This is a genomic window from Sphingomonas sp. GC_Shp_6 (genome assembly GCF_026540835.1).
Classification (GTDB): Bacteria; Pseudomonadota; Alphaproteobacteria; order Sphingomonadales; family Sphingomonadaceae; genus Sphingomonas.
Genome location: NZ_JALNUO010000019.1, coordinates 29,150 through 48,962 on the forward strand (window position 1 = coordinate 29,150; position 19,813 = coordinate 48,962).

Below are 19,813 nucleotides of genomic sequence, written 5' to 3' on the forward strand. Positions count from 1 at the left end.
GATGACCGAAGCGCCTCTCGCCACCATGCCCGATGCGGATTCCTATCGGGCGATGTTCATGGCGATCGACACCGGCGTCTGCATCGTCGAAGTCCTGTTCGCGGACGATCGCGCGACCGATTACCGGTTCATCGACGTCAACCCCGCCTTCGAACGCGCGACCGGGCTCGTGGACGCGGTGGGCCGCACGGCGAGCGAACTCGTTCCCGATCTCGAACGGCGCTGGTTCGACGTCTATGGATCCGTCGCGCGGACGGGCAAGCCCGCCCGGTTCGAGGATCGGGTGGCGGCACTCGACCGATGGTTCGACGTGCAGGCGTTTCGCGTGGGCGAGCCGGGGCAGAACCGGATCGCGATCGTGTTCGACGACATCTCCGAACGGCGCCGCAGCGAGCAGGCGCTGCGCGACAGCCAGGAGCAGCTGAACCAGGCGCTGTCGGCCGGAAACGGCGTCGGCACCTGGATCTGGTATGTGGCGAGCGACCGGGTGACGTCGGACGCACGCTTCGCCGCGCTCTACGGCGTCGATCCCGAACGCGCCGCCGCTGGCGCGCCGATCAGCGAATTCTTCGCCGGCATCCATCCGGGCGACCGGCCCCGCGTCCAGGCGTCGGTCGATCGCGCGCTGACGACGGGCGCGCTCTTCCGCGAGGAATACCGGCTCGTTCAGGCGGATGGCTCGATCCGCTGGGCCGCCGCCGAGGGGCGGTGCTCGTTCAACCCGGACGGCAGCCCGCTGCATTTCCCGGGCGTCAGCTTCGACATCACGCACCGCAAGGCCGCCGATGCGCGCCAGGCGACCTTGCTCGACCTCAGCGACCGCATCCGCGACCTGACCGATCCGACCGAGATCGCCTATGTCTCCTGCGAAGTGCTGGGCCGCACGCTCGACGTGAGCCGCACCGGATACGGCGTGATCGACAAGGTGGCGGAGACGATCACGATCGATCGCGACTGGAACGCGCCGGGCGTGAGCACGATCGCCGGCGTGCTGCATTTCCGCGATTACGGCACCTATATCGACGATCTGAAGGCCGGAACGACCGTCGTGGTGCCCGATGCCGAACAGGATCCGCGCACGCGCGACACCGCCGCCGCGCTGAAGCGGATCGCCGCGCAATCCTTCGTCAACATGCCGCTTCTCGAACAGGGCCGCTTCGTGGCGCTGATCTACGCCAACCATGCCTCCCCACGCGTCTGGACCGAGGACGATCTCCTGCTGATCCGCGAAGTGGCCGAACGCGTGCGCGTCGCCACCGAACGCGTCCGTTCGGAGGCGGGGCTGCGCGAGAGCGAAGAGCAGTTCCGCGTGTTCGCGCAAGCCGTGCCCAACCAGATCTGGGCGGCGCATGCCGATGGCCATCTCTATTGGTTCAACGAGCAGGTCTATGCCTATGGCGGCTGGGAACCGGGTTCGCTCGACGGGCCCGAGGCGTGGCCCGCGGTGATCCATCCCGACGATCTCGCCCGCGCCGCGCAGGCATGGACCCGGTCGCTCGACACCGGCGCCATCTACGAAACCGAATTCCGAATCCGCAGCGTCGCCGGCGAATATCGCTGGTTCCTCGTCCGCGCCGAGCCGGTGCGCGGCGCCGATGGCGCGATCACCCGCTGGGTGGGCACCAACACCGATATCGACGACGCCAAGCGCCAGGCCGCGCGGCTGGCCGAGCTGAACGACACGCTGGAAGAGCAGGTCGCGGCGCGCACGCACGACCTGATGAAGGCGGAGGAGGCGCTGCGCCAGAGCCAGAAGATGGAGGCCGTCGGCCAGCTGACCGGTGGCCTGGCGCATGATTTCAACAATCTGCTCACCGGCATCTCGGGCAGCCTCGAGATGATGAGCGTGCGGATGGCGCAAGGGCGGCTGAGCGACGTCGAGCGCTATTCGCTCGCCGCGCAGGGCGCCGCCAAGCGCGCCGCCGCGCTCACCCACCGGCTGCTCGCCTTTTCGCGGCGGCAGACGCTCGACCCGCGCCCGACCGACGTGAACCGCCTCGTGGCGGGCCTGGAGGAGCTGGTGCGCCGGACGGTCGGCCCGTCGGTCGAGCTGGAGGTGGTGGCCGCGGGCGGCCTGTGGCCGACTTTGGTCGATCCCAACCAGCTCGAGAACGCGCTACTCAATCTGTGCATCAACGCGCGCGACGCAATGCCCGATGGCGGCCGGCTGACGATCGAGACGGGCAATCGCTGGCTCGACGAGCGCGCGGCGCGCGAACGCGATCTGCCGCCGGGCCAATATGTGTCGCTGTGCGTCTCGGACACCGGCACCGGGATGACACCCGACGTCATTGGCAAGGCGTTCGATCCGTTCTTCACGACCAAGCCGATCGGCGTCGGCACCGGGCTCGGCCTGTCGATGATCTACGGCTTCGCGCGCCAGTCGGGCGGGCAGGTGCGGATCTATTCCGAGGTGGGCGACGGTGCGCTGATCTGCATCTACCTGCCGCGCCACCTGGGCCCTGCCGAGGAACCCGAAGATCCCGCCGAACTCGCCGATGCCCCGCGCGCCGTCGCGGGGCAGACGGTGCTGGTGGTGGACGACGAACCGACGGTGCGGATGCTGGTGGTCGAGGTGCTCGAGGAGCTGGGCTATGCCGCGATCGAGGCGGGCGACGGCGCCGCTGGCCTCAAGATCCTGGAATCGGACGTGCGGATCGATCTGCTCGTCACCGATGTCGGCCTGCCCGGCGGCATGAACGGCCGCCAGATGGCCGATGCCGCGCGCGTCCATCGCCCCCGGCTGAAGATCCTGTTCATCACCGGCTATGCCGAGAATGCGGTGGTCGGCAACGGGCATCTCGATGCGGGGATGCACGTGATGACCAAGCCGTTCGCGATGGAAGCGCTGGCGGCGCGGATCAAGGCGCTGATCGACGCGGGCGGGTAGCGGACCGCGTCAGAGGCGCCGCGCCAGCCAGATCCGGTGGCGCGCGCCCCTTGCGCCGCGCGCGCGGACGTCGTGCTCGTCGACCGTAAATCCCGCATCGCCCAGCCGCGCCGTGAAGCGCCGATCGGGCGCCGCGGACCAGATCGCGAGCGCACCGCCCGGCCGCAGCGCAGTGCGCGCGCGTGCGAGCCCGGCGGCGCCATAAAGGCGATCATTGCCGGGGCGGCTCAGCCCATCCGGGCCATTGTCGACGTCCAGCAGGATCGCGTCCCACCCGCCCTGCCCGATCGCGTCGCCGACATCGCCTTCGAACACGTCGACGCGCGGATCGTCGAGGCTGCCCGCGAAGATCCCGGCCATGGGCCCGCGCGCCCATGCGATGACGGCGGGCACCAGCTCGGCCACCGTGACGGCGGCATCGGGGGCGAGCATCGCCAGCGCCGCCCGCAGCGTGAAGCCCATGCCAAGGCCGCCGATCAGCACCCGCGCGTCCGGGCCGAGCGCGGCGCAGCCCAGCGTCGCGAGTGCCTCTTCGGACCCGCTCAATCGGCTGTTCATCAGCTCGTTGCCGCCGAGCATGATCGAATATTCGTCGCCGCGGCGATAGAGCCGCAGCTCGCCGCCGCCCGGCACCGCCGCGCTGTCGAGCAGGACGCGCGGGATCATCGCCGCGTCGCCGTCACGTCCGCCGCGCTCCAGCCGCCGCCCAGCGCCTGATAGAGCGCCACATAGGCGTCGAGACGGTCGGCGGTCGCCTGCACCAGCGCGAGCTGGGCCGAGAGCAGGCCGCGCTGCGCGTCGAGCTGGTCGATATAGCCCGAATAGCCGGCGCGGTAGCGGTTGGAGGCGTTGCGCAGCGCCGCCGCAAGCGCATCGCGCTGGCCGGTCAGGGCGACTGCCTGCTGGCCCGACCGCTGCACGCCCGCGAGCGCATCGTCCACGTCGCGAAAGGCCGCAATCGCGGCGCGGCGATAGGCGAACGCCGCCTGGTCGCGCGCGGCCGCGCTCGCATCCGCCTGCGCGCGGCGGCGACCGCCGTCGAAGACGGGCGCGAGCACGCTGCCGCCCAGCGAGAACACGCCGATCGGATTGGCGAGGATCGTCGAGAACAGCACGCCGACCGATCCCGTCAGCGACACGTCCGGCAGCAGCGCGGCGCGCGCGGCATCCAGGCTGCGATCGGCGGCGACCAGATTCTGCTCCGCCTGATAGAGATCGGGGCGGCGGCGCAGCAGATCGGCGGGCAGGCCGTCCGGCACCGGCGGGGGCTGCAGCCGGTCGAGCGGCAACCCCCGCGGGATCGGGCCGGGAACGCTGCCGATCAGCAGGTTCAGCGAATCCTCCGCGCGCGTGATCGCGAGCTGCGCCTGCGGCACGAGCTGCTCGGTGGCGTGATATTCGCCCTCCGCCTGCCGCAGCTCGAGATTGGAGGTATAGCCCGTCTCCGCGCGGCGGCGCGCGATCCGCAGCGCTTCGCCCCGCGCCGCCAGCGTCTGCCGGGCGACCGCCAGCCGCAGGTCGAGCGCGCGCAGCCCGATATAGCCAGTCGCCACCGCACTCGCGACCGCCAGCCGCACCGCGTCGCGCGCGCCGACGCTGGCGAGCGCCTGCGCGCGGGCCGCAGCACTCGACGCGCGGAGGCGGCCGAAGAGATCCAGATCGTACGACACGCTCACTTCGGGCGAGACGCCGAACGCGGTATAGGGGTTGGCGAAGGCGTCGAGCGTCCGCGCCTCCGATGTCGGCACGCCGAGGCTCGTCTCGGGCGTGCGCTGGGCGCGGGCGACGCGGGCGGTGGCGCGCGCCTGTTCGATGCGCGCGACGGCGATCGCCAGATCGTCGTTGTCGGCAAGCGCGCGGTCGACGAGCCCGGTCAGCACGGGATCGCCGAACGCCTGCCACCAATCGGCGCGGATCGGCTGGCCGGGCCCGAGCGCGGTGCGCCAGGCGGGCGGCGGCACGACGGCGGCGGCGCCCGGCGGCGACGTCCGCGGCCCGGCACAGGCGGCGAGCGTCGCGGCGAGCGCCAGCAGGCCCGTCGCCCGCATAGCGGATCGTTGGCGGAACGGAGCCGCGATCGTCACCGCACCCGCGGCCCGTCCGTCGTATCGACATCGGCCTGCACCGACATGCCCGGCCGCAGCCGGGCACGCAGCGGCTGACCCGGATCGACGCGGATCCGCACCGCGATGCGCTGCGGCACCTTGGTGAAATTGCCGGTCGCGTTGTCGGCCTTCAGCACCGCGAATTCGGACCCCGCGGCGGGCGAGATCCGCTCGATCCGGCCGGTCAGCCGCGCATTGGCGAGCGCGTCGACGGTGAAGGATACGGGCTGGCCGATCGTCATCCGCGCGGTCTGCGCCTCCTTGAAGTTCGCGATCACCCAGGTGTCGGGCGGGACCAGGAACATGAGCTGCGATCCCGCGGTAACATATTGGCCGACGCGCACCCCCACCTCGCTCAGCCGGCCGCCTTCCGGCGCGCGGATCACGGTATTGGCCAGATCGATCCGCGCGAGCTGGCGCGCCGCCTCCGCGCCCGACACGCCCGCCTGCTGCCCGCCGCGCCCCACGATCACGGTGCGGATATCGGCGCGCGCGATGTCGCGCGCGGCTTTCGCCTGCTGCACCTGCGCCTGCGCCTGGCGGAGCGCGGCGAGCGTCTGGTCGCGTTCGCGCAAGGATACGGAGCCGTCGGTGACGAGATCGTTCACCCGGTTCATGTCGGCCTGCGCGCGCAGCAATTGCGCGCCGGCATTGGCGACCGCGGCATCCTGGACGGCGAGGCTGGCGGCGCGCGAGGCCGCAGACTGGCGGCTGTTCGCCAAGGTCGCCGCCTGCGCATCGACCTGTGCCTGCGCCTGATCGACGCGCTGGCGATAGATCCGGTCGTCGATCGTGACGAGCGGCTGGCCGGCGGCGACGGTGTCGAAATCATGCACCAGCACGCGCGTCACATAGCCGCTCACCTGCGGGCTGATGACGGTGGTGCGCCCGCGGACATAGGCGTTGTCGGTCGATTGCCGCGCGCCCGAAAAGGGCGGCAGCCGCCACGCCGCGAGCACCGCGCCCACCCCGACGATGGCGATCAGCAGGATGACGAGCAGCGACACGCGCCCCGGCCGCGGCGGCGTCCATCCCGTGCCGGCACTGGCGGCCGCGGGCGCGCTCCGTTCGGCGGCGCGTTCCTCGGTGACGGGGGCGCGGGGATCGGTCATGCCGCCACCAGCGCGCGCCGCGCGCGGCGACCCCGTCGCCACAGGATGAACATCAGATAGGCGGTCGTCACCCCCGACAGCGCCGCGACCAGGCGAAACACGTCGTCATAGGCGAGCACATTGGCCTCGCGCGTGACCGTCTGCGACAGGAGCGCGGTGCCCTCCGCGCGCTGCAGCACCGGATCGCCCACCACCCGGCCGACCGCCGCGCCGCCGGCCGCGAGACGCTGGGTCACGATCGGATCGGTCGGGTCGATCGTCTGGACGAGCGCGGCGCTGTTCGCCTTCTCGCGGATCGTCTGATAGGTGCCGAGCGCCGCCGATCCCGCCAGCGTGCCGATGCTGTTCAGGATGCCGAACAGCACGAAGAAGGTGATGACGTGGCCCGCCCCTTCCTTCAGCGCGCGGGTCATTCCGAACAGCAGGGCGGGCCCGATGAAGAAGGTGGCGGAAAAGGCGATCAATCCCTGAGTCACGTACATCTCGGGCGCGCGGGTCAGGCTGGTGGCGTGCGAATCGGCGAAGGCGGCGACCGCGACGAGCCCGATCGCCAGCATGATCGGGTGCGTCAGCCGCTCCGGATCGATCGTCACCGCGCTCGCCACCACGCCGAGCACCGACGCGACCGAGATGATGGCGAAGAGCACGCCCATCTGGTCGTTGTTCTGGCCCAGCACGTTGAGCAGGCCCACGGCCCCATAGGTCTGTTCGGAGAGCACGATACGCGCCATGAGGGTGACGACCGTGAAGCGCAAGATGTCGGCGCTTCCCAGCCACCGCGTGTTGAGCAGCGGATTGGCGCGACGATGCTCGATCGCGATCGCGGCGAGGAACAGCGGGATCGCCGCCGCCAGCGCCCAACCGATCCATGCCGCCTGCGTCCACCAGACGTAACGCCCCTCGCCCAGCACCGCCGCGACCAGCGCCATCGCCCCCGTGAACAGCGCGAAGGTGACGAAGTCGAGCGGCTCGAACGCGCGGCGCCGCTCGGTGGGCGGCAGGCGCAGCAGGCTGACACCCGCAAGGCACAACAGCGCGAGCCCCAGCTCGAACAGGTACAGCGTGCGCCACTGCGACATGGCGAGCAGGTCGGGCGAGAACAGCCGCGCGATCGGCGTGGCGCATTGCGGGATGCCGATCCCGATCACGATCGCCTTTAGCCGCCACCGCGCGGGCAGCGCCTGCATCATGTAATAGAGCGCCAGGCTGCTGAGCGCCGCCCCCGCCATCCCGCTGGCCGCGCGCACCGCGATCGCGGACGCGAAGCCATGCACCAGCAGATGCGCCGCGGTGAACAGCACGTAGAAGCCGAGGAAGATCATCGCGAACGGCCTGAGGCCATATTGCTGGCGGAATTTGATGAGCAGCAGGTTCATCGACGCGTTGGTCATTACATAGGCGGTCGGCAGCCAGGCGATCTCGGCGGGATCGAGGCCCAGCCCGCCCTGCAGCGTCGGCAGGTTGACCGAGATGAGCGCGGTGCCGAACCCGCCCGTCAGCCCGAGCAGCACGCCCATCGCGCCATAAGCGAGGCGCACCGCCGGCCGGTGCACGGGGTTGGCGGGCGATCCCGGAATGGCGGGCCGCTCGTGCTCGGCGAACTGCCAGTCCTGTTCGCGCAGGATGTTGCGGATCGGCGAGAACATGGCGGCCGTCATAACCGGATCGGCCCGCAAAGCCATGCCTGGTGCTCAGGCGGCGATCGTGTCGTCCGCCACGAGCCAGTCGGTCGCGACCTCGCCATAGCGGTCGACGAAGCCCGTCATCGCCACCAGCGCCGCCTCGTCCACCAGCCGCAGCCGCCGGCCGCTGCGCACGATCATGCCGAGCCGCTCCATCTCGCGCAGCGTGCGGTTGACGTGCACCTTGGTGGTGCCGATCGCATCGCCGATATCGGTCTGGGTGAGCGGCAGGTCGATCGAGTCGACCACGCCGCCTGCGGTCGCGCGAAGCCGGGCGAAGATGTCGAGCAGCAGCATCACCATGCGCTCGAGCGCGGGGCGGCGGCCGACGGCGGTCAGCCGGTCGCCCATCGCGACATTCTCGGCCGACGCCACCGCATAGAGCAACCCGGCGAGCCGCGGGTGCGTGCGGAACAGCAGGCCCAGTTCCGACTTCGGCACCTCGGACACGATGCAGTCGCTGATCGCGGTGATCGTGGCCGAGGCCTGCGCCCAGGCGATGCTCGACGTGCCGATCAGATCGCCGGCATAATGGAAGCGGGTGATCTGGCGCGCGCCCGAGACGAGGCGCAGCGACGAATGGAGCCAGCCCTGCTGCACCACGAAGAGCGAGGTGCTGAGCCCGCCCTCGTGCAGCAGCACATGGCCGGGCGCCAGACGCCGTTCGCCCTTTTCGAACAGCGCGAGCGCCTCGCGTTCGTCGGCGGTCAGCGGCAGATAATGCGACAGCCGCTGGACGATGGCGTTCGGCCGGAGGCGGGACATAGGGTCGATCATGGCCCGACGATGCCACGCACGCCCGCTCGCCGCAACGGGGCCGCCGACGTTCGCAAAGGATCGCGCCGCTAAAGTTCGATGACGTTACTTTGATCCGTTCGCCCCGAGCTTGTCGAAGGGCCGGTCTCAATTGCAAAGGCATGCCTGCGGAGCGCGTGCTTCGACAAGCTCAGCACGAACGGATCTCGTGATCGATCACGCGGATGGCATCCGGTCTAGCCCTCCATCGCCTCGAGCAGATCGAGGATGCGTTCGGCGCGGTCGTCGGGGGCGTCGATGCGCTGGGCGAGCACCCAGCGATCGCCCTTCGCCACCCAGCCCCCGGGCGCATCGCCCTTGTGCCGCGGGGTGAGCGCGATCGCCGCCGGCCCGGCATCGATCCGGTAGATGCCCGCCGCCCGCGCTGCCACGCGGATCCGCGCGAGCAGCACCAGCCGGGCGGCATCGTCGGGGATCGCGCCGAACCGGTCCTCCAGCTCGGCCTCGAACGCATCGACCGCCGCCCCGTCCATCAGCCGCGCGAGCCGGCCATAGAGCGCGAGCCGCACCTCGATCTCGGGGATCCACGCCTCCGACAGCCGCCCGGCGAGCCCCAGATGCAGTTCGGGCGTCCATTCGTCGACCGTCTCGCCGCGCGCGCTGCGCAGCGCCTGGCCGAGCAGATGCTGGTACAGGTCGATCCCGATCAGCTTCATGTGCCCGGCCTGCGCCTCGCCCATCAGGTCGCCCGCGCCGCGCAGATCGAGGTCGCGCGCGCTGATCGCGAATCCGGCGCCCAGCCGGTCGAACGCCTGGAGCGTGCGCAGCCGCTTCAGCGTGGCCTCGGCGACCTTCGTGTCGGCATCGGTGGTGAGCAGAACCTGCCCGCGCCGGCCGCTGCGCCCGACGCGCCCGCGCAACTGGTGGAGCTGCGACAGGCCGAAGCGATCGGCATGGTGGACGATCATCGTGTTCGCGCGCGGCACGTCCAGCCCGGCCTCGATGATGTTGGTCGCCAGCAGCACGTCGCCGCCGCTGTCCCCCGTGCCGTTCGCGAAGCCGACCATCGCCTCGTCGATCTCGGCCACGGGCATCTTGCCATGCGCCTGGACGAGCCGGATCTCGGGCACCAGCGCGGCGATCCGCGCGGCCAGCGGCGCCATGTCCGCGATCCGCGGCACCACGACGAAGCTCTGCCCGCCGCGGCCATGTTCGCGCAGCAGCGCGGTGCGGATCGTCTCGGGCACGAAGGGCTGCACCGCGGTACGGATCGGCTGGCGCCGCGCGGGCGGGGTCGCGATCACCGACATCGCCTGAAGCCCGACCATCGCCGATTGCAGCGTGCGCGGGATCGGCGTGGCGCTGAGCGTCAGCAGATGCCCGGCGCCGAGCGCATGGAGCTTCGCCTTGTCCGCCGCGCCGAAACGCTGTTCCTCGTCGATCACGACGAGCGCCAGGTCGCGATACGCCACGCCCTTGCCCGCCACCGCGCCGGTGCCGATCACGACGCGGATCGATCCGTCCGCCAGGCCGGCCTTCACCCGCGCCTTCTCGGCGGCGCTCGACAGGCGCGACAGGCCGGCGACGCCGATCCCGCTGCCCTCGAAGCGCCGCGCGAAGGTTTCCAGATGCTGGCGCACCAGCACCGTCGTCGGCGCGGCGATCGCGACCTGCCGCCCGGCCAGCGCCACCAGTGCGGCGGCACGCAACGCTACCTCGGTCTTGCCATAGCCGACATCGCCGATCACCAGCCGGTCCATCGGCTTGCCGCTCGCCAGATCGGCGCGGACGGCGGCAATGGCGCGCGCCTGATCGGGCGTCTCGGTGAAGGCGAAGCCCGCCGCGAACCGCTCATAGGCCGAGGGATCGGGCACGATCGGATCCGTGGTGCGCGCGTCGCGCTCGGCCGCCATCGCCGCCAGCCCCTTGGCGCTTTCGGCGATGGCGGCGTCGATCGCGCCGCGCCGCTTGATCCAGGTATTGCCGTCGAGCGCGTCGAGCGTCACCGCATCGGCATCCGCGCCATAGCGCCAGATCCGGTCCGCTTCCGCGACCGGCACGAGCCGTTTGCCGTCCTTGGCATAGCCCAAGACGATCGCGTCGCCCTCGGCTTCGGTGAATTCCAGCCCCTCTACGGTGCCGATGCCGAACGTTTCGTGGACGATTACGTCGCCGACATGGAGTTCGGCGGCGGCGGCGAAGACCGCGGCGCCGGCGGCGGGCGCCATCTCGTCGCCCCGCGCGCGGCCGCCGAGCAGGTCGCCGCCCGCGACGACGGTGAGCCCCGCGATCGCGAAGCCGCGATCGACCGGCGCGACCAACGTCATCGCGGTGCCCGCCGGTGCGGCCTGCGCCTCCCGAAGGCTGGCGACGGGCGTGAAACCGCCGGCCGCCTTCAGCCGCGAGCCCAGGAAGCGGAGGTCGCGCGGCGATCCCGCCAGCAGCAACCGGCCGTCCGCCAGCGCCTCCTTGGCGAAGCGCGCGAACGCCCGCAGCGGATCGCGGCGCTCGACGAAGCGCGGCACCGCGTCCGCCGCCACCGGCTCGATCCGCGCGCGCCCGCCCAGCGCCGCGCGCCACGCCGACTCGTCCACCAGCCCGGACGCCGCACCCGCGATCCGCAGGAACCGCGCGCGGCGCGCATCGCCGTCCGCATCGATGCCGAACGCGGCGCCGGGCAGATGATCCAGCAGCGCCACCCCGGCCTCGACCGCGGGCTCGCTCGCGCGGCCGATCTCCACTGCGTCGCGCGGCGCCTCGCTGCGCTGGGTGACAGGATCATAATCGCGGATGGCGGTCACGCGGCCGTCGGCCACCTCGATCCGAACGGGCATCGGGTGATCGGCGGGAAAGATGTCGACCACCTCGCCGCGCACCGCGACCTCGCCCGGATCGTCCACCCGGTCGTCGGCCACATAGCCGAGGCCGGATGCGAGTTCGGCGAACTGGTCGAGATCGAGCGCGTCGCCCACCGCGAAACGCGGCGGCGCGGTGTCGAACGCGGCCGGCACCGCATAGCGGATCGCGGTCGCCTCGGCGGTGATGACGAGCGCCGCGGGCGCGCGGTCCGCCACCGCCAGCGCGGTGCGCAACCGACGGAGCGCCGCGACGCGACGCCCGACATTGGCGGGTGAGGGCGGCGCGGCATCGCCCGGCAGCGCGTCGCTCGAGGGCACATGGACGACCGTGCGTTCGGGCGCGAAGGCCGCGAGCGCGGCGGCGATGGCTTCGGCGCGCTGCTCGTCGGCGGCGGCGAACATGATGTCGCCGGCTTCACCCGCGAGGCGCGCCGCGATCACCGCCACGGGCACCATCTCCACCGTTCCGCCGTCGCCCGCTGCCGCCATCGTCATCTCCCCACACCGGCCTCATCCCGGAAAGTCAGGGAATTGGAGGGGCATAACGTGGCTTGCTTCACGCGCGTTCCCGGCCGGAGGCGAATAGGCGATGCCGGACCGCTCGCGCTCGGTATGGTCCGTCACGCGCCTGAAAAGACCGCGCCGGGATCGGAACCGTCCTGGGTCCGTAACGGTTTGATCGGACGGTGTGAGCAACGAGGCATGGGGATTATGGGCAAGGGATGTCTGCTGTGGTTGTTGGGCGTGCCGATCCCGGTCATCATCGTCCTGTGGCTGATATTCCGCTAAGGTCCGACGCACGCGCCGTCGCGGGACAAGGGGCGATCGCGTGCCCCAGTTGCGGCGAGATCCAGACCGTCCCCATCCTTCGCCCCAGCGAGGATGCGCGCTGCCGGCGATGCCGCAGCGTGCTGGAGCGGACGCGGGGCACGAACATCGGCGCCGGCGCGGCCTGCGCGCTCGCCACCTTCGTTTTCCTCATCCCCGCCAACCTGATGCCGCTCTACCGCGTGGAGCTGCTGACTGGTTCGCGCGCGAGCCATGTCGTCTCGGGCGTGCGGCTGTTCTGGGAGGAGCATTGGCCGCTGCCCGCGATCGCGATGCTCGTCTTCGTCTGCATCCTGCCGCTACTGCGCTTCGGGCTGCTCACCTTCGTGCTCGGCATGGTGCGCGCCGGGCGCGGCTCGCCCCGGCTGGGGGCGGCGTTCCGCGTCGCGCAGACCTTGGGCGTCTGGGCGATGCCCGAGGTCATGCTGCTCGGCATCTATGTCGCCTACGGCCGCTTGGGGGCGCTGTTCGATCTCAAGACGGGAGGCGGCGCGATCTTCATGGCGGCGGCGACGGTGACCGCGCTGCTGACGCGCGCCTTTCTCGACGAACGCGCGGTGTGGCGCGCGATCCTGCCCGAGGCGCCCGCGCCCGATGGCCCCGCGCTGTCATGCGAGGCGTGCGCGCGCGTGCTGCCGCGATCGGCCGAGGGCCAGGATTGCCCGCGCTGCGGCGCCAGCCTCGAAACGCGCAAGACGAACAGCGTGGCGCTCACGATGGCGCTCGTCGCGGCCGGCCTGATCTTCTACCTGCCCGCCAACCTGATGCCGATGGCGATGACGATCCAGTTGACCGATCCGTCGCCCTATACGGTGTTCGGCGGCATCGTCGATCTGGCGCAGGCGGGGCTCTGGGGTCTCGCCGCCCTGGTGTTCGTGGCGAGCTTCGCCATCCCGCTGCTGAAGCTCGTCGGCATGTGCTGGCTGCTCTGGTCCGTCCACACGGGATCGACCCGCCACCGGCGGCTCAAGACGCGGCTTCACCATATCATCCACGAGATCGGCCGCTGGTCGATGGTCGACGTGCTGGCGATCGCCACCTTCGTGCCGCTGATGCAGTTCGACCAGATCGCGCATGCGCAGGCGATGCCGGGCATGGCCGCCTTCCTCGTGGTGGTCGTCACGACGATGTTTTCGACGCATAGCTTCGACACGCGCCTGTTGTGGGATGCGCGTGCCCCCCAAACCCTTTCCCCGAGGCCGCAGACCGCATGACCGACACCGCCGACGCCGGCCCGCGCACCGAAGCCGAGGTCCATCGCGGCCGCTGGCCCGGGCTCGTCTGGGCGATCCCGATCGCGGCCCTGATGATCGCCGCCTGGCTGGGCCTGCGCGCGCTCACGAACCGCGGCGTGTCGATCGAGCTGATCGTGCCCTCCGCCACGGGCGTGCGCACCGGCGACACGCATGTCGATTACAACGGGCTGGAAATCGGCAGCGTCTCCGACATCCGCCTGGCCGACGATCACCGCAACATCGCGCTGACGCTGCGGATCGATTCGGCGCAGGAAAGCCTGTTCCGCACGGGCACGCGGCTCTGGGTGGTGGGCGCGAACCCCAGCTTCACCAACATCGCATCGCTGCGCGCGGCGGTGGCGGGGCCCAGCATCGGCGTCGCACCCGGGCCCGGCGAGCCAGAACGGCATTTCGTCGCGGTGCGCGATGCACCCGTCATCGTGGCGGGAACGCCCGGGCGGCATTTCGTGCTGACCGCGCCCGATCTTGTCTCGATCACGCCCGGCACCTCGATCTACACGCACGGCGTGCCGGTCGGCACCATCGCCGGCATCCGGCCAGTGGGGCTGACGGGCTTCAAGGTCGATGCATTCGTGCGCGAGCCCTATGTCCAGCTCGTCACGCGCTCGTCGCATTTCTGGGATGCCAACGCCTTCCAGATCACGCGCACCGCGGGCGGGCTGCAGGCGCGGCTCACCTCGCCCTCGATCGCGGCGCTGGGCGGCGTCAGCTTCGAGACCCCGGCCGACGCCGCGGACAAGAGCCCGGCGCCCCCGCATGCGCGCTTCCAGCTCTATCCCGATGCAGGCTCCGCCGCCGCCGCGCCGATCGGCCCCGAAACCCTGTACCAGGTGGCGCTGGGCGGCGATGTCGGCGGGCTGTTCGCGGGCGCGCCGGTGATGCTGCGCGGCTATACCGTCGGGCGTGTCGTCGCGACGCAGGCGATCTTCGAGCCCGAGACGGGACTGATCCGCACGCCGGTCACGATCGCGATCGACGGCACGCGGCTGCACGTCGCCCCTACGCGCGACGCGGTGGACGCCATCGTCGCGCGGATGGTGGCGCGCGGACTGCGCGCGAAGCTCACCCAGTCGCCACCGTTCATCGGCGCCTATACGGTGACGCTCGATCCCAAGGCGGGCGGCGCCGGGCGGCTGCGGCCCGGATCGCCCTGGCCCTGGCTACCGGCGGCGGGCGACGACGACATGTTCGCCAAGGTGAACGGCATTCTGACCAAGGTCGACCAGCTGCCGATCGCGGCGATCGGCGCGAACCTGCGCGGCGTCACCGCGAACCTGCGCACGCTGACCGGATCGCCCGAACTGCGCGACAGCCTGACGCATCTCGACGGCGCGCTAGGCACGCTCGATTCGACGCTGAAGCAGGCAAGCCCCAAGATCGGGCCGCTGCTTCAGTCGCTCCAGCAGACCGCGACCGAGGCGCAGGGCGCCGCCGCCGCGGCGAACCGGACGCTGGGCGGCGGCGGCGGCGCGCAGGATGCCGACCTGCCCGCGGCGATCCGCCAGTTGACCGAGGCGGCACGGTCGATCCGCTCGCTGACCGACTATCTCTCGCGCCACCCCGAAGCGCTGTTGCGCGGCAAAAAGGAACCGAAGTGAGACGCTGGCCCCTCCTCCTCCTGCCCGCGCTCGCCGCGTGCAGCAGCAGCCCGACGCGCTACTGGACGATCGAGCCGCTCGCCGGTCTGCCAGCACCCGCGGCCCCTCGCGGCACGGCTCCCGTGCAGATCGCCGCGGTGCACGTGCCGCTCGCGATCGACCGGCTCGAGGTGGTGCGCCACGACGAGGCGGACCGGATCGTGGTGCTCGATTTCGATCGCTGGAGCGCGCCGCCCGGCAGCCTGCTCCGCACCGCGCTGACGCAGGATCTGGTCGCGCGGATGCCGGGCGGCAGCGTCGTCTTCCCCGACGCCCCCGCCCCCGCCGGGCTGCGCCGGATCACCGTGGACGTGCTCGACCTGCGCCGGATCGGCGACCGTTTCGTGATGCAGGCGAGCTGGTCGCTTGCGGGCCCCGCCGCCCGGCCGCACGCGCTGCGGCTGGATGCGCCCGCGGGCGAAGGCGACGTCGCCGCACAGACCGCCGCGCTGGCGACGATGACGGGCGCGCTTGCGGATTCGATCGCGGCGGCGCTGGCCCGGGGCCAGGGCGGGGTGACGCCGGGTTGATCCGATTATCCGATCCGTTCGTGCCGATCCTGTCGAAACACGCTTCCCGCAGGCGGGAATTGCTCTGCGGTTACAGGGCCTTCGACAGGCTCAGGGCGAACGAAGGAAGATAATGGCATCACCTCCAAGGACGCCTCAGGCGGCATTGGCCAGCGCGTAACGCCGGCAATGCTCCAGATACCCGGCCTCGTGGCTGCCCGACAGATCGACCACCGCGTCCCATAGCCAGGACGGTGCGTCGAGCGACGTGCCGCGGTGATCGAGCAGCGCATGCCGCCAGGCGCCGCGCTGCGCCTCGTCCATCTGTCGCGCATGCGCCTTGCCGACCACGCGCGCGAGATAGCGCGCCGCCTTCACCGCCTGACCTTGCGAGAATTGCTCGACCTCCAGCTTCAGGTCCTGCGGCGCCAGTTCGCGGATGAACACCGATCGGTCGAGCAGCCGCCCGGCGATCATCCGCTCGCCGAGATAGGGCGACAGCGCGCGCGCACCCGCCACCACGCGCTCGGCGGGATCGCGCGGCATCGCCGCGCCGGGGGCGGCAGGCGCGATGGGGGCGATCGCCTCCTTGATGTCGACCAGCGCATAGTCGCCGCGGCCCTTGGCGCCCTTGATCGCGATCAGCGCGGCATAGCGGAGCAGCCCGAGCGAGCTGCAGCCCTTCATCCAATAGGCCGCATCGATCAGCCGCACGTCGCGGTCCGCGCTGTCGGGCTGGAGCGACAGGATCTGCCGCTTGACGCCGGCATCCTCGAACAGCGCGGTCAGCCCCGCGCGCTCGGCATCCTCCAGCGCCCAGAACTTGTGCCCGAGCGGGATCCTGGGCTCGGCCGCGCCCATCCGTTCGCGCGCGAGATGCCGCCAGCGCCGGCCGAGCGCGCGGCGCTTCACCGATCGCACCACATCGGGTTCGGGTGCATCCTCGTCCGACCGACGGAGCGCGCCGGCATAGCCCTCGACCATTTCCTCGACCATCCGCGCGGTGGTGACGCCGGGCAGGTCCGAGCCGCGCGCCGCAGTGGCGAGCGAGAGGCCCAGGCGGATCAGGTCGAGCGCCGGATTGCCGATCACGGTCTGGTCGAGATCGCGGATCTGCACCGCCACATGCCCCTCCCCGTCCGACAGCGGCCCGAGATTGCCGAGATGGCAATCGCCGCAAATCCAGATCGCCGGGCCCATCGGCACCCGCCCGGCGACCGGCGAGGCGGCCAGCCATTCGTAGAATTTGACGGTGTTCCCGCGCACATAGGCATGGGCGGATCGCGCCATCTTCAGCGTGCGGGCGGATTCCAGCGTGGCGATACGGTCCTGGGCGGTGACGGGGTCGTGCATGCGGTCTTCGATCATGCCGCGACGAACCGCCGGGCGGCGCATCGGTTCAGGCGAAATCGCGCGCGGCTAACCTGCGTCATAGCGATAGAGCACATCATTTCTCCTTCATCACCCACACGCCGTCCCATTCGTCCGCCGGCGGGCTGGCCTGAAGGATGCGGCAGCGATCGATATAGGTCTGCGACAATCGGTCGCCGGGGTTGAGCGCGAGGCAGCGTTCGAAACGTTCGATCGCCTTGTCCCACTGTGTCGCGCGGTATTGCACGATACCGTCGTTGAACTGGTTCACCACGTCGGTCAGGTTCGGGAAGCTCTGCGCGTCGTGATAGTCGAGCACCTCGAAGACGCGAACCGGCTCGGTCTTGCCCTTCACCACCACCAGATCGATATCGCGCGTCCGATACGTGCCGCGCAGCTTCTTCACGGTGGATTCGCTGGCGAGGATGCGCGCGGAATAGGCCTTGCAGGCGCTTTCGAGGCGGCTGGCGAGGTTCACGCCGTCGCCGATCACCGTATAATCCATCCGCTTGGGGCTGCCGATATTGCCCGAGACGACGGTGTCGGTGTTGAGCCCCAGCCCCATGTCCACCGTCTTCAGCCCCTTGGCGCGGCGCTGGCCGTTCCACGTCCACAGATCGGCGATCATCGCTATGCCGGCGCGCAGCGCCCGGTCGGGATCGTCGTCATGCGCCACCGGCAGGCCGAAACACGCCATGATCGCATCGCCGATGAACTTGTCGAGCATCCCCCCTTCGCGGGTGATGCAGTCGACCATCAGGCTGAAATATTCGTTGAGGAACGACACCGTCCCCTGCGCGCCATATTCCTCGGTGATGGTGGTGAAGCCGCGCACGTCGGAGAACATGATCGTCGCCTCCGCGCTCACCCCGCCGAGCAGATCGAGCGCGCCGTCGCCGTCCAGCATCTGCGCGGCGATCACCGGATCCATGTAGCGCGACATGGTCGACTTCATGCGCTTCTCCGAGCTGATGTCCTCGAACATCAGCATCGATCCCAGCTCCTTGTCGCTGTCCTCCGACACGAGCGGGCTGATCGTCAGGTTCACCGATTTGGCGACGCCGCCCAGCGTCACCGCGGCATCGGGCAGCAGGTCGCTTGCGTGCGCCGCCTGGACGCTGGCGATCTTGTCGATCACCCACAGGCTGTCCTCGCCCAGCAGATCCTTGAGGCTGGCACCGACGAGCGGCGGCGCGCCCTCCCAGATGCGGTTCGCCGCCGCGTTGCTCGTCACGATCTTCAGCGCCGGATCGAGCGTGACGACGCCGTTCGACATGCTCGACAGCATCGAGTCATTGTAGTTCTTCACGCGGCGCACATCGTCGAACAGCTTCGAGTTTTCGAGCGCGATCGCGACCTGCGCGGTGAACGCCTTCAGCCGCTGCTCGTCCTCGTCGGTGAAGACGCCGCCCTTCTTGTTCAGCACCTGAGTCACGCCGATGACGCGGTTTTCCTTGTTGAGGATCGGCACGCACAGGATGGAGCGCGTGAAGAACCCCGTCTGCCGGTCGAATCCCGGATTGAAGCGCAGATCGGCATAGGCATAGGGAATGTTCATGCTCTCGGCGGAGGTGAACACCGATCCGGCGATCCCCGCCGTGCTCGGCAGGCGAATCTCGGCGATCTCGCCGCCGCTCGCCACCCGGCTGAACAGCGTGCCGGTGGCGGGATCGTGGAGAAAGATCGTGGCGCGTTCGGAGCCGAGCATCTTGCACGTCTCGGCCACCACACGCTGGAGCAGGGCCGAAAGGTCGAATTCCGAATTGATGTCGGAGACGAGCTCGAGGAACTGCATCTCCTTCAGCCGGATCTGCTCGATCTGCTCGATATATTGCAGGCTCTGCAGCGCGACCGCGGCCTGGCGCGTCATTTCCTGGAGGAGCGTCAGATCCTCCTCGGTGAAACCCGCCTCGTCGCGCTTGTTGAGGCTCTGCATCACACCGATCACCTCGTCGGACATGGTGCAGACGGGAACGCAGATCACGCTCTTGGTGCGGTAGCCGGTGCGTTCGTCGACCGAGGAGTTGAAACGCGGGTCGGCATAGGCGTCGGCGATCACCAGCGCCTCGCCCGACTGGAACACCGCGCCGGCGATGCCGGTGGAATTGAGGATGCGGATCTCGCGCGACAGCCCCCCTTGCGCGACGCGGCTGAACAGCTCGCCGCTCGACGGATCGTTCAGGAACAGCGTGCCGCGATCGCAATCCAGCTCGCGCGAGGTCAGCTCGACCAGCACCTGGAGGATGCCGTCGAGGCTGGAGGTCTGCGCGCAACGCCGCGCCACTTCGAGCAGGACGTTGGCGCGGCGCAGCGCGACCGTGTTCGACGGCTTCGCGCGCGCCGGCGCACGGCGGGGGGCGATGGTCGTCATGCACGCTTCTCCAATTCGAGGCGCAGCGCCTGTACCTGGTGCTGGAGCGTCTGGCGCTCGCGCTCATATTCGGCGTGCCGGTCGTCCAGCGCGCGTTCGCCGCTCGCCTTCTGCGCTTCCAGCTCGCGGCGGAGCTGGTCGATCGTCGCCTGCAACTGCCGCGTCTCCGCGCTGCCGCCCGCGCGCACCGCCTGGATCGCGCTGGCATGCTCGGCCGCCTGCGCATCCGCGCGGTCGCGCATCGCCTGCACCGCGGCCTTCAGCTGCGAGACCTCGTCCGCCATCACCGCCTGCGCGCGCACGACGCGGTCGTCGGCATCGTGGCGCACCTGCTCCATCTGCACGCGCAGCGCATCGATCGTCGCCTGCAATTGCTGGTTCACCGCGCGCAGGTCGGTGAGCTGGCCCATCCGCTCGGCGGACGTCGCGTCGTCCATC

Annotated in this window: 13 protein-coding genes; 4 read left to right on the plus strand and 9 right to left on the minus strand. The window is 70.5% G+C overall.

Annotated features, from left to right (window positions below):
- Position 1: 1 nt before the first annotated feature.
- Positions 2-2,890 (plus strand): PAS domain-containing protein, encoded by a 2,889-nt coding sequence (locus OXQ95_RS16330; RefSeq protein WP_267382541.1) that lies wholly within the window; start codon positions 2-4, stop codon positions 2,888-2,890.
- A 9-nt stretch (positions 2,891-2,899) separates the two neighbouring features.
- On the opposite strand, the gene OXQ95_RS16335 is transcribed toward OXQ95_RS16330, so the two are convergent.
- The 6 genes from OXQ95_RS16335 to OXQ95_RS16360 all read right to left on the minus strand — a co-directional run bounded on the left by OXQ95_RS16335 (position 2,900) and on the right by OXQ95_RS16360 (position 11,892).
- Positions 2,900-3,556: a hypothetical protein gene (locus tag OXQ95_RS16335; protein WP_267382542.1), complete on the minus strand. Its 657-nt coding sequence runs from the start codon at positions 3,554-3,556 to the stop codon at positions 2,900-2,902.
- Complete coding sequence (locus OXQ95_RS16340; protein ID WP_267382543.1) at positions 3,553-4,938, minus strand: efflux transporter outer membrane subunit; 1,386 nt, start codon at positions 4,936-4,938, stop codon at positions 3,553-3,555. Before OXQ95_RS16340 ends, OXQ95_RS16335 begins: the two co-directional genes overlap by 4 nt.
- Positions 4,939-4,970: 32 nt before the next feature.
- Positions 4,971-6,107 carry an HlyD family secretion protein gene (locus OXQ95_RS16345; RefSeq protein WP_267382544.1) on the minus strand — a complete coding sequence of 379 codons (1,137 nt, stop codon included), beginning with the start codon at positions 6,105-6,107 and terminating at the stop codon, positions 4,971-4,973.
- Positions 6,104-7,765: an MFS transporter gene (locus OXQ95_RS16350; RefSeq protein WP_267382545.1), complete on the minus strand. Its 1,662-nt coding sequence runs from the start codon at positions 7,763-7,765 to the stop codon at positions 6,104-6,106. Before OXQ95_RS16350 ends, OXQ95_RS16345 begins: the two co-directional genes overlap by 4 nt.
- 33 nt (positions 7,766-7,798) lie before the next feature.
- Positions 7,799-8,554 carry a Crp/Fnr family transcriptional regulator gene (locus OXQ95_RS16355; protein WP_267382547.1) on the minus strand — a complete coding sequence of 252 codons (756 nt, stop codon included), beginning with the start codon at positions 8,552-8,554 and terminating at the stop codon, positions 7,799-7,801.
- 227 nt (positions 8,555-8,781) lie between these two features.
- Positions 8,782-11,892 (minus strand): helicase-related protein, encoded by a 3,111-nt coding sequence (locus OXQ95_RS16360; RefSeq protein WP_267382549.1) that lies wholly within the window; start codon positions 11,890-11,892, stop codon positions 8,782-8,784.
- Between the two features lie 281 nt (positions 11,893-12,173).
- Between OXQ95_RS16360 and OXQ95_RS16365 the strand changes: the two genes are divergently transcribed.
- From OXQ95_RS16365 to OXQ95_RS16375, 3 genes are read left to right on the plus strand one after another with little or no spacing between them, the layout of a single operon-like run.
- On the plus strand, positions 12,174-13,445 hold the full coding sequence (locus tag OXQ95_RS16365; RefSeq protein WP_267382551.1) for a paraquat-inducible protein A: 1,272 nt from the start codon (positions 12,174-12,176) through the stop codon (positions 13,443-13,445).
- Positions 13,442-15,085, plus strand: coding sequence for an MlaD family protein (locus OXQ95_RS16370; RefSeq protein WP_267382553.1), 1,644 nt, complete (start codon positions 13,442-13,444; stop codon positions 15,083-15,085). The genes OXQ95_RS16365 and OXQ95_RS16370 overlap by 4 nt, the downstream gene beginning before the upstream one ends.
- Positions 15,082-15,654 (plus strand): ABC-type transport auxiliary lipoprotein family protein, encoded by a 573-nt coding sequence (locus tag OXQ95_RS16375; RefSeq protein WP_267382555.1) that lies wholly within the window; start codon positions 15,082-15,084, stop codon positions 15,652-15,654. The genes OXQ95_RS16370 and OXQ95_RS16375 overlap by 4 nt, the downstream gene beginning before the upstream one ends.
- 135 nt (positions 15,655-15,789) lie before the next feature.
- On the opposite strand, the gene OXQ95_RS16380 is transcribed toward OXQ95_RS16375, so the two are convergent.
- The 3 genes from OXQ95_RS16380 to OXQ95_RS16390 form a co-directional block, all read right to left on the minus strand.
- Positions 15,790-16,986: a DUF2252 family protein gene (locus OXQ95_RS16380; protein ID WP_267382557.1), complete on the minus strand. Its 1,197-nt coding sequence runs from the start codon at positions 16,984-16,986 to the stop codon at positions 15,790-15,792.
- Between the two features lie 94 nt (positions 16,987-17,080).
- Positions 17,081-19,375, minus strand: coding sequence for a GAF domain-containing protein (locus OXQ95_RS16385; RefSeq protein WP_267382559.1), 2,295 nt, complete (start codon positions 19,373-19,375; stop codon positions 17,081-17,083).
- Positions 19,372-19,812: a hypothetical protein gene (locus OXQ95_RS16390; RefSeq protein WP_242097082.1), complete on the minus strand. Its 441-nt coding sequence runs from the start codon at positions 19,810-19,812 to the stop codon at positions 19,372-19,374. Before OXQ95_RS16390 ends, OXQ95_RS16385 begins: the two co-directional genes overlap by 4 nt.
- Between the last annotated feature and the right edge of the window lies 1 nt (position 19,813).